Source organism: Rhizobium sp. NFR07 (genome assembly GCF_900111905.1).
Taxonomy (GTDB): domain Bacteria; phylum Pseudomonadota; class Alphaproteobacteria; order Rhizobiales; family Rhizobiaceae; genus Neorhizobium.
The window spans coordinates 26,532-43,816 of sequence record NZ_FOKM01000014.1 but is presented as its reverse complement, the minus strand read 5'-3'; the positions used below and the strand labels follow the sequence as shown (position 1 = coordinate 43,816).

Genomic DNA, 17,285 nt, shown 5'->3' with positions numbered 1-17,285 from the left:
TCCTCCTCGGGATGTCCGGTCGCCGTTTTGACGCGCGGTACATGTCGGACCGATCAGTGATCCGAATGGATTTCGGGTCAGAGACCCTGATTGCGTTTCTGGTCCAGCATGACGGCGCCGACGATCAGGGCGCCTTTCAGGACCTGCTGGTAGTAGGATTCGATGCCGAGCAGATCGAGGCCGTTATTCATGACGCCGATGATCAGGGCACCGATCAGCGTTCCCGTGACGCGTCCAACGCCGCCCGAGAGGCTGGTGCCACCGATGACGACAGCTGCGATGGCATCGAGCTCGTAAGCCACGCCGGCCTGTGGCAGGCCGGAGCCCGTGCGCGCGGCGAGGATCATGCCGGCAAGTCCTGCGAGCGCTCCGGAGATGCAGTAAACGAGGAACTTGATACGGGTGACGTTGATGCCTGAAGTCACGGCTGCATGCGGATTACCGCCGACGGCATAAATGTAGCGGCCGAAGCGCGTGCGATTGAGCACCCACCAGGAGACGGCGAACACGATTGCGAGCACCACGACCGGCATCGGCACGCCGAGAATGTTGCCGGTACCGAGCCAGCGGAAGTCCGGAATGAGTGCCGGAACCGGCCTGCCCCCGCCGTAGATCAGCGTCAGGCCACGCGCCGCCGACAGCATGCCGAGCGTGGCAACGAAGGCTGGAACGGAGAAGCGCGAGACGATCAGGCCGACGACGATGCCGCAGGCAAGACCGACGAGAATTCCGGTCGCGAATGCGATCACGGCAGGGTAGGGGCCGCCTGCGACACCGGCGGTCGCCGATGTCGTTGCGAGGCTGGCGCTGACGATGCCTGCAAGTGCCACCACGGAGCCGACCGAAAGATCGATGCCGCGCGTCAGGATGACGAAGGTCATGCCGATCGCCAACACTCCGTTGATGGAGGTCTGCAGCAGGACGTTCGAAATGTTGCCGGCGGTCAGGAAGTATTCGTTCGATACCGAGAGGATAAATGCCAGCAGCAGGAAGGCGAGAAAGATGCCGTATTCCTGAATGAGCAATCTGCGGTTATCCGAACCGAACCAGGCGGTTGCCGGCTTATTTTCTGTGGCGGACACTGTTCTTACCTCTTCCCATGCCGATCTCGTGTAGAAAAACGGGCGTCAAATCCGATCATGTCGAAAGATGCACGAGCGCTTGTGCGTCGGTTTCAGAGCGCGGATAAATGCCCGTTGAACGGCCATTGCGCATGACGAGGATGCGATCGGACATGCCGAGGACCTCGTCGATTTCCGATGAAATCATCACCACGGTTCCACCGGCCTCGGCGAATTCGCAGATGATGCGGTAGATTTCCCGCTTGGCGCCGACATCGACACCGCGCGTGGGCTCGTCGAGCAACAGCACCTTGGGCTTGCGCAGGAACCACTTGCCCAGCACGACCTTCTGCTGATTGCCGCCCGAAAGGCCGGAGACCGACATCGTGTCGCGCGCAGCCTTGATGGCGAATCTCTCGATCATCTGCTTGCTGGCAGCCTGCTCGCCGCGGCGGCTCATGATCAGGTTCGGGCTGAGTTCCGGCAGGCTGGCGAGCGCGATATTTCCTCTGACGCTGTCGGAGAGATTGAGGCCTGTCAGCTTGCGGTCCTCGGTGACGAAGGCGAGCCCTTCTTCCATGGCATCCGCCGGCTTGCGCACCTTGATCTGTTTGCCGTCGATTCTGATCTCGCCGCGATCCAAGCGGTCGAGGCCGAAAATGCAGTTGAAAATCTCCGAGCGGCCGGAACCCATCAGGCCATAGATACCGAATATTTCGCCTTTGCGGGCCGAAAACGAGATGTCGTCGATCTTGCCGGCGGAGGTCAATCCGCTGACTTCCAAGCCTTCGGTTTCCGTCGGAGTGTTGGTCTTTATGTATTCCTCGCCGAGTTCCCGGCCGACGATCATCTTGATCAGGCTGGGCCGATCGATATCGGCGAGATTGCCGCTGCCGACATAAGAACCGTCGCGGAACACCGTATAAGCGTCAGCGATCTGGAAGATCTCCGACAAGCGATGGGAAACATAGACGATGCCTTTGCCCGCCGCCTTGAGGCGTTCAATGGTCTTGAAGAGCTGCTGCGCTTCCTTCTCGCCGATCGCCGAAGTCGGCTCGTCCATGAAGATCACCTCTGCATCATGGCTGAGCGCCTTGGCGATCTCGACCAGCTGCATCTGAGCTACCGAGAGGTTCATCATGAACTGGTTGGGACGGATGCCGAACTCCAGCTGGTCCAGAAGCTTCTGTGCATTCTGGTTCATCGTTTTGAAATCGACGCCGCCGAAACGGCCGGACGGTTCGCGCCCGAGATAGATATTTTCCGCCGCGGTCATGTGCGGGACCGGGCTCAATTCCTGCTCGATGATGGCTATGCCCGAGCCAAGCGCGTCCGCGGGCCTGGAGAACTCTACTTCCTGACCGCGCCGGCGAATGGAACCGGCATCGCGCTGATGAATGCCCATCAGGATTTTGAGAAAGGTCGACTTGCCGGCGCCATTGCCGCCGCACAACGCATGCACGGAGCCGGGCGCCAATTTGAAGCGCCCTTCGCGCAATGCGGCAACGCCGCCGAAGGTCTTCTTCAGACCTTCCACCTCGAGCAGATATTCCACGTAAATTTCCTCCGACGACCGGACTGTCCGGATGGACAATTGATCGGCCACTTCGACAACCATCGCCCTCCAGTGATGTTCATGTGACAACTGTCAGGCAGTTTTCGACAAATGTCAACACAACATCCGACTGCCGGATATATCGTTCATCACGATTGGGAGATAGTTCGATTTTATTATTAAATATCAGACATATAATGCAATTATTGACTCTTATTGGAGACCTCCGCAATTGTGGCGGAAGGACCTGAAAGAAGCATTCCCGCGCTGCAAATATTGCTGCAGAGCACTTTTCTTTTTCAATTCGGTCGTTATTCCTACGACGATTGAGGCGCTGGATCTGGCGTCACCGCGGCGCGGCAAAACGGCGCCCATCGAGCAGGAGGAACATCCTATGAAGGCCCTGGTACTTGAAGAAAAAGGCGTTCTTGCCCTCAGAGAGATCGAGCTCCCGCTCGAGGTCGGCCCCTCGCAACTCAAGATCGAAATTCATACGGTTGGCGTCTGCGGCAGCGACGTGCATTACTACACGCATGGCGCAATCGGGCCTTATGTGTTGCGCGAACCGATGGTTCTTGGCCACGAGGCTGCGGGAACCGTGGTAGAAGTCGGCTCGGCCGTTTCGGGTTTCAAGGTCGGCGACAGGGTCTGCATGGAGCCGGGCATACCGGACCTTTCGTCGCGCGCGTCCAAGCTTGGCATCTATAACGTCGACCCCAGCGTCCGCTTCTGGGCGACGCCCCCGATTCATGGCGTCCTTACGCCCTATGTCGTTCATCCCGCCGCATTCACCTACAAACTTCCTGATAACGTTTCCTTCGCGGAAGGCGCGATGGTTGAGCCTTTCGCCATCGGCATGCAGGCAGCCGCACGCGCCCGCATTGCTCCCGGTGATGTCGCGGCAGTAATCGGAAGCGGCCCGATTGGTATCATGGTGGCGCTCGCAGCACTCGCCGGTGGCTGCAGCCGCGTCTTCATCTCCGATTTCAGCGCACCGAAACTCGCGATTGCCGCCCAGTATCCCGGGATCACGCCGGTCAATATCGGGAACGAGAGCTTCGCCGAAGTGATCGCCCGGGAAACCGAAGGCTGGGGGGCAGACGTCGTGTTCGAAGCCAGCGGCAGCCCAAAAGCCTATGACGGGATATTTGACCTCGTCCGCCCGGGTGGGGCGATCGTCATGGTTGGTCTGCCGGTGGAAAAGGTATCATTCGATGTGGCCGGCGCGATTGCTAAGGAAATCCGCATCGAGACGGTCTTCCGCTATGCCAACATCTTCGACCGCGCGCTGCAGCTGATTGCATCCGGCAAGGTGGACCTGAACCCGCTGATTACCGAGACCTTCGATTTCGCCAAAAGCATCGAGGCCTTCGAAAGGGCCGCTGCCGGCAACCCGTCGGACGTCAAGCTGCAGATCCTTATGGGTAACGCCGAGGCTTAGGGAAGTCTGGCCAGTTCGCAAAAGCGGCCGGGGATGGATGTGATCGACAGTCGAGATCATGCGTCCCCGGCCGCTTTTTTTGCGATCTTCTGTGAAGACTACCGCATGGCACCACCAATCCGGCTGCTGCGTCTGATCACCCAAAGATTGGTGCGCATTGTCCGATGCCACTCAAGCAGCGGCACGCGGCACCCTGAAGGCGTCAAAAAAGTATCAGTTTAAGTGATACCGTGATGTGGAAACTCCCAAAAATCAGTGCTTATCTAAAGCCGTAGCGATGAAATTTGCAAAATGGGAGGTTTGCAGATTTTTGCCGCGGATCATGCGCTCGGAGGAGGAGACGCTGTGCAACCCGACCTGGAACTGGTCCATATCCGCAAGGGCGAGTCCTTCGCTGCATGGACCCATGGCTATCCGTTCCGGACCGTGCGGTGGCACTATCATCCGGAATTTGAAATCCATCTCGTCGTAGCGACTTCAGGGCGTTTTTATATCGGCGACCACATCGGCCGTTTTGAACCCGGCCAGTTGATCATGACCGGCCCCAACCTGCCGCAAAACTGGATCTCCGAAATCGAACCGGACGAGGTCGTCCCGGCACGCTCGCTGGTCATACAGTTTTCCCAAGAGTTCATTGCCGACAGCGTGGCCGCAATGGCCGAGATGGAGGCCATTGCTCCTTTGCTTGAGCGCAGTCATCGCGGCCTGCTCTTCGATATGGCGACCAGCGATGCGGTGCGACCATTGATCCAGCAACTGATCGAGGCGCGCGGATTGAAACGTCTGTCGCTGTTCTGGGAAATACTGGATGTTCTGGCGACCGCCCCGGATCCCGAGGTTCTGGCCAGCCTCAGCTACGAGCTTGATCTGACGAATATCAACGAGAGCGGCATCAACCGCGCCATCGCCCATCTTCGTGAGCATCTGACCGACGATATCGATGAGCGCAATCTGGCAGGCCTTGTCGGCCACAGCCCCAGTTCATTTTCTCGCGCCTTCAAGCGCCATACGGGCACGACCCTCGTTCGCTACAAGAACCAGCTTCGGGTCGATCTTGCCTGCCTAGCGCTGACCACCCGGCCCGAGGTCAAGATAGCCGAGATCTGCTACGAGACCGGCTTTTCCAACCTCTCCAATTTCAACCGGCACTTCCAAAAACTAAAGGGAATGTCGCCCTCGCAATTCCGTGCGACTTTCGCGGCGAACGGAGCCTTCAAAGCCGCCGAATAGACGAGATAATCGAAGACCCGCTTAGGGAAAACAATTCGGAAAGCATGGTGCTTTCCGGAAACGGGCAGGCTTTGCCTGTCGCCGTCCACAGGGAGGAAGACTGAGATGAAGAAGACATTGACTGCATTGTCGATCGCCGTCGCCGCGCTGACCGCAAGCTCTGCCTTGGCGCAGGAAGGCAAGCTGAAGATCGGCATGACGTTCCAGGAAATGAACAATCCGTATTTCGTTTCGATGAAGGAAGCGCTCGACGAGGCGGCCAAGTCTCTTGGCGCGGAAGTGATCGTCACCGATGCCGCCCATGACGTCGCCAAGCAGATCTCCGACGTCGAGGACATGCTGCAGCAGAATATCGACATTCTGCTTCTCAACCCGACGGATTCCGCCGGCGTGGAGGCCGCGGTCAACGCTGCCAAGGCTCAGGATGTCATCGTCGTCGCCGTGGATGCCAATGCCAATGGTCCGGTCGACACGTTCGTTGGATCGAAGAACAAGGATGCCGGTTACCAGTCGTGCAAGGCGTTGGGCGAGGCGCTGAAGGGGGAAGGCGAGGTCGCGATCCTCGACGGCATTCCGGTGGTTCCGATCCTGCAGCGTGTCGAAGGCTGCAAGGAAGCGCTTGCCGAGTTCTCCGGCATCAAGCTTGTCGATACGCAGAACGGTCGCCAGGATCGCTCGATCGCGCTCGGCGTCGTGGAAAACATGCTTCAGTCGCGCCCGAACCTGAAAGGTATCTTCTCGGTCAATGACGGTGGTGCCATGGGTGCGCTCGCCGCCATCCAGGGTTCCGGTCGCGATGTGAAGCTGACATCGGTCGATGGTGCACCAGAAGCCGTCAAGGCAATCGCCGACGGCACGCCTTTCATCCAGACCACCGCGCAGTTCCCGCGTGACCAGGTGCGCGTCGGGCTTGCTATGGCGCTCGCCCAGAAATGGGGCGCCCGTGTCGTGCCGAAGGAAGTGCCGATCGATGTTCGCCCCGTAACCGCCGAAAACGCTGCCGACTTCAGTTGGTAAGCGCCTCCCGAGCGCCCTCGCCCGAAAGGGCGGGGGTGACTTTCCAGATCAACAACGGGAGGGATGAATGCTCGAGCTAAAAGGCATCAGGAAAAGCTTCGGCCAAATTGAGGTTCTGCATGGCGTGGATTTCACCGTCAACGCAGGCGAGGTCCACGCGCTTCTCGGAGAGAACGGCGCCGGCAAATCGACGTTGATGAAAATTCTCTGCGGGCTGATAAAGCCGAGCGAAGGTGAGGTCCGGATCGACGGAAAGGTCCGCAATTTCAACGACTATAACGAGGCGATTGAAGCGGGCGTCGGTGTCGTTTTCCAGGAATTTTCGCTCGTTCCATATCTCAATGCCGTCGAGAACATGTTCCTCGCACGCGAGTTGAGCAACGGCCTCGGCTTCATGAAGCGATCCGTCATGCGCAAGCGCGCTGCCGAAATCATGCGGCAGCTCGGCGTATCGATACGGCTAGACGTGCCGATCAGAGTGCTTTCCGTCGCCGAACAGCAATTCGTCGAGATCGCCAAGGCGCTAGCACTCGATGCCCGTATTCTCGTGCTCGACGAACCGACAGCGACGCTGACACCGGCGGAAGTCGAGCACCTGTTCCACGTCATGCGCGGTCTGCGCGCCCAGGGCGTGGCGATCATCTTCATCTCTCATCACCTGGAGGAGATCTTCGAGATCTGCGACCGGATCACCATCCTGCGCGACGGCGAATATGTCGCCTCCTGTGCCGTCAGCGAAGTCGATCAGGCACGGCTCGTTGAAATGATGGTCGGTCGGCGGATCGAGAGCAGCTTTCCGGCCAAGCCACTCATATCTGCCGAAGCAGCGACGGTGCTCGACGTCGAAGAGGTGCAGCTCGCCAAGGGCGGTCCAGTGTCGAGCTTCACTCTGCGTGCCGGCGAAATCCTCGGCTTTGCAGGCCTGGTTGGCTCTGGCCGCACGGAAACGGCACTCGCCATGCTGGGCGCCTACCCCGCCACGCGCTGCAAGCTACGGATGAACGGCATTGAGATAAGGTTTGCCGACCCGGCCGAAGCGCTGGCCGCCGGCATTGGCCTCCTTCCGGAAAGCCGTAAGGAACAGGGGCTGATCACAAGCTTCCCCATCCTGCAGAATGTTTCGCTCAACAATTATGGCAAATATCTTCTCGGCCATTTCTTCATTAACCGCGCCCGCGAGCTTGAAGACACCAGGAAGGCGATGCAGCAGGTACGCGTCAAGGCGCCCAGCCCACATGCGCGGGTCGATACGCTGTCAGGCGGCAATCAGCAAAAGGTCGTGATCGCCCGCTGGATCAACCATAGCATGAAAGTGCTCATCTTCGACGAACCGACCCGTGGTATCGATGTCGGCGCCAAGGCGGAGATCTACCAGCTGATGCGCGATTTCACTGCCCAGGGCTATTCCATCATCATGATTTCGTCGGAATTGCCGGAAGTCATCGGCATGTCCGACCGGGTCTGCGTGTTCCGCTCAGGAGGCATCGTCGCAACCGTAGAAGGCGATGCGATCACCTCCGAACAGATCATGACCCATGCAACAACCGGGAGGACACAACATGTCGCATGATGCGGACGCCATCACCGGCGGCAAGGCGGAGCCAACAGCCGCACCGTTCTGGAAATCGCTCATCCACTCGCCTCTGGCGCTGCCATTGGCCGGCCTGATCGTCGTCTCGATCCTGATGGGTTTCGCGTCGGACAATTTCTTTTCCGTCTCGAACATCCTCAATGTCCTCAGACAGGTCTCGATCGTCGCCATCCTCGCCGTTGGCATGACCTTCGTCATTCTGACCGGCGGCATCGATCTTTCAGTCGGGGCGCTGATGGCTCTGGCGGGGACAATGGCTGCCGGGTTCATGGTTAACCTCGGCCTGCCGGGCTGGGCGGCTCTTCTTGCCGGCGTCGGCATCGCCATCGGGCTTGGCTTGTTTAACGGGCTGCTGGTGGCCTTCGGCCGCATGCCGGCCATCATCGTGACGCTCGCCACGATGGGGATCGCCCGTGGCGCCGGCCTCATCTATTCTGGCGGCTATCCTATCTCGGGCCTGCCTTCCTGGATTTCCTGGTTCGGCGTTGGTCGCATCGGCATCATTCCGGTTCCCGTCATCGCCATGGTGATCATCTATGCGCTCGCCTGGATACTTCTCGAGCGAACAGCCTTCGGTCGCCATGTCTATGCGATCGGGGGCAACGAGACGGCTGCAAAGCTCTCCGGCATTAAGACCGGCCGCATCAAAATCGCCGTCTATGTCATTTCCGGCCTCACGGCGGGTCTTGCGGCCATCATCCTGACCGGCCGGCTGATGTCGGGCCAGCCGAATGCAGGCGTCGGGTTTGAACTGGATGCCATTGCCGCCGTCGTGCTTGGCGGGACGGCGATCGCGGGCGGCCGCGGCCTCATCCTCGGTACGCTGATCGGCGCCATCCTGCTCGGCATCCTCAACAACGGCCTGAACCTGATGGGCATCAACCCCTACCTCCAGGACATCATCCGCGGCTTCATCATTCTGCTTGCCATCTACATCGCCCGCGAATGGCGCTGACCTATCCCTCTATCCATTTTCAAACCCACAGGAGAAAGACATGGCTCAATCACTCGAAGGCAAGATTGCCGTCATTACCGGCGCCGCCTCGGGCATAGGCCTTGCGACCACGGAAAAACTTTTGGCCAACGGCTGCACGGTCGTCATGGTCGACTGGAACGAGAAGGCACTGAACGATCTGGTGGCCAAGCTCGGTGACAAGGCTATCGCGCAGGTCACCAACCTGCTCGATGCCGAAAGCTGCGCCGCGATGGTCCCTGAAATTCTGCAGAAGGTCGATCATATCGACATTCTCTATTGCAATGCCGGCACCTATATCGGCGGCGACCTGACCGAGACGACGGCCGAGGAAATCGACCGCATGCTCAATCTCAACATCAATGCCGTGATGAAGAACGTCCATGCCGTCGCCCCGCACATGATCGAGCGTAAGACCGGCGACATCATCGTCACCAGTTCCATTGCCGGCCATTTTCCCACCTATTGGGAACCCGTCTATGCGGGCTCGAAATGGGCAGTGACCTGCTTCGTACAGACCATGCGCCGGCAGATGATCCCGCATGGCGTGCGCGTCGGTCAGGTATCGCCCGGTCCCGTGCTCTCGGCGCTGCTGGCCGATTGGCCAGAGGAAAACCTGCGCAAGGCGAAGGAATCCGGCAGCATTATCGAGCCTGGCGAAGTCGCTGACGCGGTGGAATACATGTTGACCCGCAATCGCAACGTGACGATCCGCGACATGCTGGTGCTGCCGACCAATTTCGATCGCGTCTAAGGCCGCCTTGAAAATGACCGTCGCGCCAACTGGATGGCTGGCGCGGCGACTGCAGTCGAATGGAGGATGGTATGGACAGCTATTTTATCGGCGTCGATGTTGGCACGGGTTCGGCGCGGGCAGGTGTGTTCGACGCAAAAGGCACAATGCTGGCCTCGGCCAAGCACGACATCACCATCTTCCGCGATGACCACGGCCACGTGGAGCAATCAAGCACACAGATATGGGAAGCGGTATGCGCTTCTATTCGCGATGCCATCGCCATGGCCGCCATCGACCCGGCATTCGTCGCCGGCCTCGGCTTCGATGCGACCTGCTCTCTGGTTGTCCAGGGTGCCTCGGCCGGTGTCGGTGATGCCGATCATCCCGAGCGCGACATCATCGTGTGGATGGACCACCGTTCGATTGAACAGGCGCGGCGGATCAACGCCACTGGGCACTCGGTCCTCTCCTATGTCGGCGGCGTCATCTCGCCGGAAATGGAAACACCGAAACTCCTGTGGCTGAAGGAGAACCGACCACAGGTTTATGCAGATGCGCAGCACTTCTTCGACCTGACGGACTTCCTGACCTGGAAGTCGACGGGCGCCTTTGAGCGATCATCCTGCACCGTCACCTGCAAATGGACCTATCTCGCCCATGAAGACCGCTGGGACGAAAGCTATTTTCGCACGATCGGTCTCGGAGATCTGGCCGACGAGGGTTTTCGTCGTATCGGCCAGAGGATCGTCCATCCCGGCACGCCGCTCGGTAGCGGCCTCGCCCGAGAGGCTGCTGAGGTGATGGGCTTGCGCCCCGGCATCGCGGTTGCTGCCGGGCTGATAGACGCCCATGCCGGTGGGATCGGCACCGTGGCAGCGCGTGGCGGCTCTGAGGATGCGTCTTCCTGTCTGGGCTATGTCTTCGGCACGTCCTCCTGCACCATGACGACAACGGCTGAACCGAGCTTCGTCCCCGGCGTCTGGGGCCCCTACTATTCCGCAATGGTACCCGGCATGTGGCTGAACGAGGGCGGGCAGTCTGCAGCCGGGGCAGCGATCGATCAGTTGCTGAGCCTGCATCCCCATGCTGCAAGGGCGCTGGAAGAGGCGAGGGCACAAGGCCTTGGCCTGCCGCAATGGCTGGCGAGGCATGCCCTTGACGCTGCCGGTAACGCGTCGAATGCCGTGCATCTGGCGGGCCAGATACAGGTCGTGCCGGAATTCCTCGGCAATCGTGCGCCCTTTGCCGATCCGTCATCGCGGGCGGTCATTATGGGCCTTGGCATGGAAAACGGCATGGACAGTCTCGTGGCGCTCTATGTCGCCGGACTTTGCGGCCTCGGCTACGGCTTGCGCCAGATCATCGACACCCAGGCGGCAAGCGGGGTATCGATCTCGTCCATCTCGGTGTCCGGAGGGGCCGGCACGCATCCGCTGACGCGCCAGATCCTTGCGGATGCAACCCGCATCCCGGTCGAAGTGACAGCCTGCCCCGAACCGGTGCTTCTCGGTTCGGCGATGCTTGCGGCTGTCGCGGCGGGGATCTATCCCGATCTGCGCACCGCGATGCCGGCCATGTCTTCGGTTGCAGGGCGCAGTGAGCCTGCTGGAGAAGTCGTCCACGCGCTTCACGAGGCCCGCTATAAGGCATTTCTCGCCACGCAGAAACTTGCCCGCGAGATCCGCGGCGACATCCAGCCCTTGCTAGCCACAGGTTCAGCCTGAGCCAGGGCCGCTCTACAGATAACAGGAGGAGACATTCATGCAGTTCTCGGGAAAATCCGTCATTATCACCGGCGCCGGCAAGGGTATCGGCCGGGCCTGTGCAAAAAGCATGGCTGCAAAAGGGGCGGAAGTCATCGCACTAAGCCGCACCGCGGCCGATCTCGAAAGTCTGCGTGAGGAAATCGGTGGGCGCTCCGTCGCAGTCGATCTCTCTGACCCGGCCGCGACACGTCGGGCGATGGCAGAAGCCGGTACCGCCGATTTCCTCATCAACAGCGCCGGTACTAATGTGCTGGAATCGAGCTTCGACATGACCGAGGCCGGTTACGAAGCCGTGATGGGCATCAACCTGCGCGCAGCCCTTATTACATGCCAGGAATTTGGTCGCGCCCGCGTGGCAGCCGGCGGGGGTGGCGCGATCGTCAATATCACCTCGATCGCCGGTCATCGCGGTTTTACTGAACACCTTTGCTATGCCGCCTCCAAGGCAGGGCTGGAAGGCGCTACTCGTGTTCTCGCGAAAGAATTCGGGCCGCATGGAATTCGGGTCAATGCGGTCGCGCCGACGATCACCTTGACGGAACTTGCGCTTGTCGCATGGAGTGATCCGGCAAAGTCCGAGCCGATGATGGTGCGCCACCCGATCGGACGCTTCGCGGAGGTGGGTGACGTTGCCCTTGCGATTATCGCGCTTTTGTCATCTGACATGGCGATGGTCAATGGTGCTGTTCTCGCCGTCGATGGGGGATTTCTCGCTGTTTGAACCGGTTGCTTGCGACCAAAAGATCAGCGATCCGGATCCGTTCAAGAGCTTAGAAGGAGGTTTCTTCCTTCCTTCCGAGCACGACCTGAAGAGTCATATCATTTTATTTATATTGATATCGCGCCAAGACGGTAGATACGAGAATGTCCATGGCAGCGGTCACCATTCGAAACATCTCTGATGAAACGCATCGGGCGTTACGCGCAAGAGCAGCTCACCACGGCCGTAGTACCGAAGCCGAAATTCGCGACATTCTTGAAGCCGCTGTTCGTCCAGTTGGACGCGTGAAACTCGGATCATTGCTCGCGGCCATTGGCAGCGCATGATCGACCGGACGCTCTGCTCGGCATCCATATCAACATGATGACCGTGTGTGCGAGGGATGCCGCTCCGACGACCGACGAGGAGAAGTCTTTTCGCCGCCAAGTGGGCCGCGATCGCCGATTGGGAGAGCGCCTATTTTCACGAGCAGGCAACCCGTCCGCAGACGCTTGGCGTCGCGATGGCCGACAGCCCGATCGGAGCGGCGGGCTGGATACTCGAAAAGTTCGGCAAGTGGGCCGACCTTCCGACAACCGCCGATGGCGCCCCCGACATCTGGAGCAAGTTTTCCGAGGAGGAACTCCTCACCACCATCATGCTCTACATCGCGCCGACATCGTTCGTAACTGGAACCTGGATCTACTACGGCACCCGGTTTGAGGATTCGCTGACGCTTCCGGCCGGCACCCGCATCCAGGTGCCGACTGGTTTTGCGGCCTTCCCCGATCCGGTGTTCTTGCCGCCGCCGCGCTCGTTCGCGGAGAAGACCTTTAACATCGTGCATTGGACAGATATGCTGCGGGGCGGGCATTTCGCCGCGCTGGAAGAGCCGGAACTGATGCTGGCTGACCTGCGCGCCTTTATCGCGACGGTATTGGGAGCGCGCTCCTGAAGGTGGAGATCTCCGTTTCCGAAGCGCGGTGCGTGGCGCTGGCGTCGCAGCGCTTCAATGCGCTGCGTCCCAGAGGCGGACGGACCGCTGCCGCCGATTTCAGCCGTTCCCAAAGCAAATGATTGCCCGCACACGGAAAGCCGGCGAGAACGCATCGGCCAAGCGACAGGGTCCACGGGTCGAGTCCTTTCAAGACCGCACTGTTCCGTTCCTCGTCCCATCGCGTTTCAGGAAGTCAATCAGAGCCCGCAGCGGCGGCCGCATCTGACGCCTGCTGGAATGGTAGAGATGCATCCCGGCGAAAGGCGGGCACCAGTCTTCCAGCACCTGCTCAAGCAAACCGGACGCTAGATCTTCCCTGACATCCTCTTCCATGTGAAGGCTGACGCATTCGCCGCGACGAACAACGGCGAGTGCGAGATCTGACGAATTGCAGATCAGCTGGCCGTTCACGCGATGGCGTAGCTCCTTACCATTCTTTTCGAACTCCCAGGGACTGACCGTTCCATCGCTGAGATTGTGGTATGCCACGCAGCGATGCTCGCCGAGTTCGAGGATGCTGCGGACGACCATGTCTTTCCCAGTAGGCAGGCGTGGCAATGACGATATGGCGGAGTGGCGGGCCAACCCGGATTGCAATCATATCCTTCTCGACGTCATCCCCGAAACGTAGGCCGGCGTCGAAGCCGCCCGAAACGATATTCTGAAAACCATCGTCCACTGTCACCTGCACCGTGATGCGGGGATGTGCAGCAAGGAAGGCAGGAAGCCGTTCCGCCAGGAAGGTCGACGCGACCCAGTGGAAGGTTGTCAGGCGAAGCACGCCCTCGGGCTCATCGCGCCAGTCGGCAAGCGCGGATACGCCCGCATCGATCTCTTCCAGTGCCGGGCCAAGCCGTACCAGCAGCGCTTCTCCCGCTTCGGTAGCAGCGACAGCGCGGGTGGACCGGGCCAGAAGACGCACGCCGAGACGCTCTTCCAGGCCACGCATGGCGTGGCTGAGTGCCGAAGTGGACACCCCCAGTTCCGCAGCCGCGGCCGTAAAGCTGCGGGTTCTTGCGATGACAGCAAAGGCAGCGAGATCGTTGAGTGACTGTCTGATCATTTATGAAATTTACTCAAGAGCTCATCGCTCGACCAGCCCCTAATCCACATAGACGCCACGAACTAAATTCCTGCTGAAACACAATGCAGGAGATGACGCATGCAGATGACCGATTACCGCAGCTTTGGCCGCTCTGGGTTAATCGTCAGCCCGCTGGCGCTGGGTACGATGACATTCGGGGCAGGGCGCTGGGGTGCCGAGGAGAAGACGGCACGAGAGATCTTCGACCGCTATGTCGAGGCGGGCGGCAACGTGGTCGACACGGCCGATGTCTATAGCGGCGGCGAGAGCGAGAAGATGCTCGGTCGGTTTCTCGCTGAAAGCGGTTTGCGTGACCGGATCGTCGTCTCCACCAAGTCCGGGTTTTCGCGTTCGGAGGGACATCCCATGCACGGGGGCAATGGTGCCTTCAACATTCGGGCGGGGATCGAAGGCTCGTTGAAACGGCTCGGCACCGACCGGATCGACCTCTATTGGGTGCATGTCTGGGACCAGACAACGCCTGCCGAAGAGGTGCTGCACACGCTCTCGAACGCGGTCTCGCAGGGCAAGATCCTCTACTACGGCTTTTCCAATAAACCTTCCTGGTATGTTGCGAAGATCGCCACTCTGGCGGCCGCCCATGGGCTGCCGGGTCCGATCGGACTGCAATATGCGTGGTCACTGGTCGAACGCGGCGTCGAGCTGGATTTGCTTCCCATGGCCCACGAGCTCGAGCTTGGCGTGATGCCCTGGAGCCCGCTCGGGGGCGGGCTTCTGACCGGAAAATACGGTCGCGACAAGATCAGCGAGGCCGCCCGGGAAGCGACCGTGCCCAACAGGTCCGATGAAACAACGAACGAGGATAAGGAGCGGTTAAACGGCGCCAATCCCTATGGCGGCATGCTGTTCACCGAAAGGAATTTCGACATCGTCGACGTGGTGCGCGACATCGCGGAAGACCTTGGTGTGTCAATGGTTCAGGTCGCGTTGAACTGGGTCCTGCGCCAGCCGGGAATGAGTTCGCTCCTCCTCGGCGCCACTAGGCCGGAACAGGTGACAAGCAATCTCACCGCCCTTTCTCTGCAAATGAGCGAGCAACAGCGCGATCGACTCGATACGGTAAGCGCACTGGCCCCATTGAACCCTTACTTCATTTTCAATTTGCCGAGCGAAATGCTGTTTGGCGGGATGAAGGTGTCGCGCTTCAAGAGGCCCTGAAACGTCTCACACCTGCACTATTTGCAGGAGCCTCCGCGCGGTGGGTCGGTAACACGGTCTTTCAAGATATCGAGAAGCGCCAGCAATCGTCCTGGAAGGTGCTGGCGTCTGGATAAACCGCCCATATTCCCAGGCCACCGAGTATGCCGCCGGAAAACTCAATCTGGTCGATGTCGCCACTTTTGATGCGTTCGGGCACATCCCAGTCAGGATCGCGATGTAAAGACTTGCGACAGCGCCTGCGACGCCATGATTGCGCGTGGGAAGCCGCCTGGAATGATGGTCAGGTTGACGATCTCCTTCAGCTCGTCTTCCGTCGCGCCATGGTTGAGGGCATAGCCGGCATGGATCTTGAGAAAGTCCGTAAGTCCGAGGGCGGCGAAGGCGGCACAAAGTGCCAACTGGCGGGTGCGGATGTCGAGCACCGTTCGATCGAAGATCTCGCCGACGGCGAATGCGGAAACCGCGTTGGAGAGGAAAGGGTAGTCGCGCTCGAGCGCATCGAGCGATGCTGGACGCGGCGCGCCGTCGGTCAGGTGACTGACGATCTCGTCGCCACGCTTGCGGCGCTCGGCGGTCGTCTGATCAGGATTGATGGTGTTGCTCATAGTGATCTCCGATTAATTGCGAGGCGCCAGCGGCTGGCTGAGGAAGTCCGTCGTATCGATGACAAGGCCGTCGCGGACGCGCCAGATAAAGCAGGCTTCGAGATCGAAGCGATCCATGCCGAACCCGTTGCGGCCGTGATAAGTGAACTGGCCTATGACGACCTCCGGGTCGGTCGTGTCGTGGAAATGGATCGGTGTGGCTTTAAGCGACACACCTGTCGAGAAGAAGCGTTCGAAATGCGCCTTCAGGCCGTCGCGCCCGTTGAGCAGTGCGCTCTGGTCGCGTGCCTGCGGGTGGCGCACTTCGGTGTCTTCCGAATAGATCATATGCAGGTCTTGCCATCTGCCGGCCGAGATATCGTCTGCCAGCTTCTGCATCGCCTGCCTTGGTTTAAGTTTATCGGTCATGTTTCTCTCCTCGCTTTATGCCTGCAGCTTGTCGAGCGCTGCGGCGAAGTGGCGCTTTTCGAACTCGATTGTCTGAGCGCCCATATCGAGGAAGGCTTTCATCCGACGCTGTGCCTCGCCGCTGACCAGCGTCTGGTTCAGCGTATGGGTTTCTTCGAGAAGGCCCTCGTGGATCGGGAGATGATCGGCGGCATCGACGGCCACCTTGTTGAGCGTGATCGCGTAGCCTGGGAAGGACGCGATGCGACGCGCGAGACGGCTAACGAACTCGGCCAGTTCAGCCTGCGGCACGACCCGATTGATCATGCCGTAACGCTCGGCGACATCGGCCGTGATCTCATCGCATCCGAGGATGACCTCGAGGGCACGCATGCGGCCCAGGAGTCGCGGCAGCCGCTGAGATCCGGTTGCCCCGGGAAGAACTCCCATGGCGACCTCGAACTGCATCATGACCGAACGCTCCGATGCGAATGCCATGTCGCAGGAGGTCAGGAATTCCGGTCCGATGCCCACCGCGCGGCCGTCGAGCATGCCGATGGTCGCCTGGGGCAGCGTGCGCAGGGTCTCAAGCAGGGTCTGTAGCGGATTGAGCGCAGTTGACTTGGCCGGAACCGAGTTTCGCGCGCCGAGGAAAAGGTTAAGGTCGGCATGGCCGATGAAAAAGTCGGGATTGGCGCTCTGGAAGACCAGAACCCGGATCTCCTTGTTGCCTTTCATCTCGTCAAAAAGGCGGGTCAGTTCGCTGATCATCGCCGGCGAGACGAGATTGATCGGAGGGTTGTTGAATGTGATAGTCGCAACGCCGACATCGGCGTCGATCTTGAACGTCGAGTAATTAGTCTCGGTCACAGTGAAAAACCTCATCTCTCAGTGGATGACCTGAAACTAGGCTCCGTAGACTGCGTAAACAATCGAGTATATTCTTCATGGATTATGTCG

15 protein-coding genes and 2 pseudogenes are annotated in these 17,285 nt (G+C 59.8%); 11 read left to right on the top strand and 6 right to left on the bottom strand.

Translation table 11 applies throughout. The features are described 5' to 3' along the window. Positions 1–77: 77 nt before the first annotated feature. Together BM216_RS24965 and BM216_RS24960 are read right to left on the bottom strand one after the other, a co-directional pair. On the bottom strand, positions 78–1,082 hold the full coding sequence (locus tag BM216_RS24965) for an ABC transporter permease (RefSeq protein WP_093001936.1): 1,005 nt from the start codon (positions 1,080–1,082) through the stop codon (positions 78–80). A gap of 55 nt (positions 1,083–1,137) precedes the next feature. Beyond that, entirely contained in the window at positions 1,138–2,616 is a 1,479-nt protein-coding gene (locus BM216_RS24960; protein WP_093002037.1) for a sugar ABC transporter ATP-binding protein, read from the bottom strand. A 394-nt stretch (positions 2,617–3,010) separates the two neighbouring features. Between BM216_RS24960 and BM216_RS24955 the strand changes: the two genes are divergently transcribed. The 10 genes and pseudogenes from BM216_RS24955 to BM216_RS24910 all read left to right on the top strand — a co-directional run bounded on the left by BM216_RS24955 (position 3,011) and on the right by BM216_RS24910 (position 13,025). Beyond that, positions 3,011–4,057, top strand: coding sequence for an NAD(P)-dependent alcohol dehydrogenase (locus tag BM216_RS24955; protein WP_093002036.1), 1,047 nt, complete (start codon positions 3,011–3,013; stop codon positions 4,055–4,057). Between the two features lie 345 nt (positions 4,058–4,402). Further along, the gene (locus tag BM216_RS24950) at positions 4,403–5,287 is read left to right on the top strand and encodes a helix-turn-helix domain-containing protein (RefSeq protein ID WP_093002035.1); all 885 of its coding nucleotides are present in this window, start codon (positions 4,403–4,405) and stop codon (positions 5,285–5,287) included. Between the two features lie 105 nt (positions 5,288–5,392). Next, positions 5,393–6,304 carry an ABC transporter substrate-binding protein gene (locus BM216_RS24945; RefSeq protein WP_093001935.1) on the top strand — a complete coding sequence of 304 codons (912 nt, stop codon included), beginning with the start codon at positions 5,393–5,395 and terminating at the stop codon, positions 6,302–6,304. A gap of 67 nt (positions 6,305–6,371) precedes the next feature. Next, complete coding sequence (locus BM216_RS24940; RefSeq protein ID WP_093001934.1) at positions 6,372–7,874, top strand: sugar ABC transporter ATP-binding protein; 1,503 nt, start codon at positions 6,372–6,374, stop codon at positions 7,872–7,874. Further along, positions 7,864–8,850, top strand: coding sequence for an ABC transporter permease (locus tag BM216_RS24935; RefSeq protein ID WP_093001933.1), 987 nt, complete (start codon positions 7,864–7,866; stop codon positions 8,848–8,850). Before BM216_RS24940 ends, BM216_RS24935 begins: the two co-directional genes overlap by 11 nt. 40 nt (positions 8,851–8,890) lie before the next feature. Further along, complete coding sequence (locus tag BM216_RS24930; protein WP_093001932.1) at positions 8,891–9,622, top strand: SDR family oxidoreductase; 732 nt, start codon at positions 8,891–8,893, stop codon at positions 9,620–9,622. A 71-nt stretch (positions 9,623–9,693) separates the two neighbouring features. Continuing rightward, on the top strand, positions 9,694–11,328 hold the full coding sequence (locus BM216_RS24925; RefSeq protein ID WP_093001931.1) for an FGGY-family carbohydrate kinase: 1,635 nt from the start codon (positions 9,694–9,696) through the stop codon (positions 11,326–11,328). 37 nt (positions 11,329–11,365) lie between these two features. Further along, positions 11,366–12,091 (top strand): SDR family oxidoreductase, encoded by a 726-nt coding sequence (locus BM216_RS24920; protein WP_093001930.1) that lies wholly within the window; start codon positions 11,366–11,368, stop codon positions 12,089–12,091. 149 nt (positions 12,092–12,240) lie between these two features. Beyond that, positions 12,241–12,408: pseudogene (locus BM216_RS24915) on the top strand (plasmid stabilization protein); the annotation flags it as partial. Positions 12,409–12,593: 185 nt separating this feature from the next. After that, positions 12,594–13,025: a hypothetical protein gene (locus BM216_RS24910; protein ID WP_210217065.1), complete on the top strand. Its 432-nt coding sequence runs from the start codon at positions 12,594–12,596 to the stop codon at positions 13,023–13,025. 189 nt (positions 13,026–13,214) lie between these two features. On the opposite strand, the pseudogene BM216_RS24905 reads toward BM216_RS24910, so the two are convergent. Beyond that, a pseudogene (locus tag BM216_RS24905) lies at positions 13,215–14,130 on the bottom strand (LysR family transcriptional regulator). A gap of 99 nt (positions 14,131–14,229) precedes the next feature. On the opposite strand from BM216_RS24905, the gene BM216_RS24900 reads away from it, so the two are divergent. After that, on the top strand, positions 14,230–15,330 hold the full coding sequence (locus tag BM216_RS24900; protein WP_093001929.1) for an aldo/keto reductase: 1,101 nt from the start codon (positions 14,230–14,232) through the stop codon (positions 15,328–15,330). Positions 15,331–15,536: 206 nt separating this feature from the next. Here the strand turns inward: BM216_RS24900 and BM216_RS24895 are convergent, their stop codons facing one another. The 3 genes from BM216_RS24895 to BM216_RS24885 are packed head-to-tail and all read right to left on the bottom strand — an operon-like array spanning position 15,537 to position 17,195. After that, entirely contained in the window at positions 15,537–15,938 is a 402-nt protein-coding gene (locus BM216_RS24895; RefSeq protein ID WP_093001928.1) for a carboxymuconolactone decarboxylase family protein, read from the bottom strand. 12 nt (positions 15,939–15,950) lie between these two features. After that, positions 15,951–16,346 (bottom strand): nuclear transport factor 2 family protein, encoded by a 396-nt coding sequence (locus BM216_RS24890; RefSeq protein WP_093001927.1) that lies wholly within the window; start codon positions 16,344–16,346, stop codon positions 15,951–15,953. Positions 16,347–16,361: 15 nt separating this feature from the next. Beyond that, a complete protein-coding gene (locus BM216_RS24885) occupies positions 16,362–17,195 on the bottom strand; it encodes an enoyl-CoA hydratase/isomerase family protein (protein WP_093002034.1) in 834 nt (277 codons plus the stop codon). Between the last annotated feature and the right edge of the window lie 90 nt (positions 17,196–17,285).

What these genes read in the sequence shown, in the direction of transcription:
- BM216_RS24955 (WP_093002036.1), top strand. Translation starts at nt 3,011, where the DNA reads ATGAAGGCCCTGGTACTTGAAGAAAAAGGCGTTCTTGCCCTCAGAGAG.
- BM216_RS24945 (WP_093001935.1), top strand. Translation starts at nt 5,393, where the DNA reads ATGAAGAAGACATTGACTGCATTGTCGATCGCCGTCGCCGCGCTGACC.
- BM216_RS24940 (WP_093001934.1), top strand. Translation starts at nt 6,372, where the DNA reads ATGCTCGAGCTAAAAGGCATCAGGAAAAGCTTCGGCCAAATTGAGGTT.
- BM216_RS24935 (WP_093001933.1), top strand. Translation starts at nt 7,864, where the DNA reads ATGTCGCATGATGCGGACGCCATCACCGGCGGCAAGGCGGAGCCAACA.
- BM216_RS24930 (WP_093001932.1), top strand. Translation starts at nt 8,891, where the DNA reads ATGGCTCAATCACTCGAAGGCAAGATTGCCGTCATTACCGGCGCCGCC.
- BM216_RS24925 (WP_093001931.1), top strand. Translation starts at nt 9,694, where the DNA reads ATGGACAGCTATTTTATCGGCGTCGATGTTGGCACGGGTTCGGCGCGG.
- BM216_RS24920 (WP_093001930.1), top strand. Translation starts at nt 11,366, where the DNA reads ATGCAGTTCTCGGGAAAATCCGTCATTATCACCGGCGCCGGCAAGGGT.
- BM216_RS24910 (WP_210217065.1), top strand. Translation starts at nt 12,594, where the DNA reads ATGGCCGACAGCCCGATCGGAGCGGCGGGCTGGATACTCGAAAAGTTC.
- BM216_RS24900 (WP_093001929.1), top strand. Translation starts at nt 14,230, where the DNA reads ATGCAGATGACCGATTACCGCAGCTTTGGCCGCTCTGGGTTAATCGTC.
- BM216_RS24895 (WP_093001928.1), bottom strand. Translation starts at nt 15,938, where the DNA reads ATGAGCAACACCATCAATCCTGATCAGACGACCGCCGAGCGCCGCAAG.
- BM216_RS24890 (WP_093001927.1), bottom strand. Translation starts at nt 16,346, where the DNA reads ATGACCGATAAACTTAAACCAAGGCAGGCGATGCAGAAGCTGGCAGAC.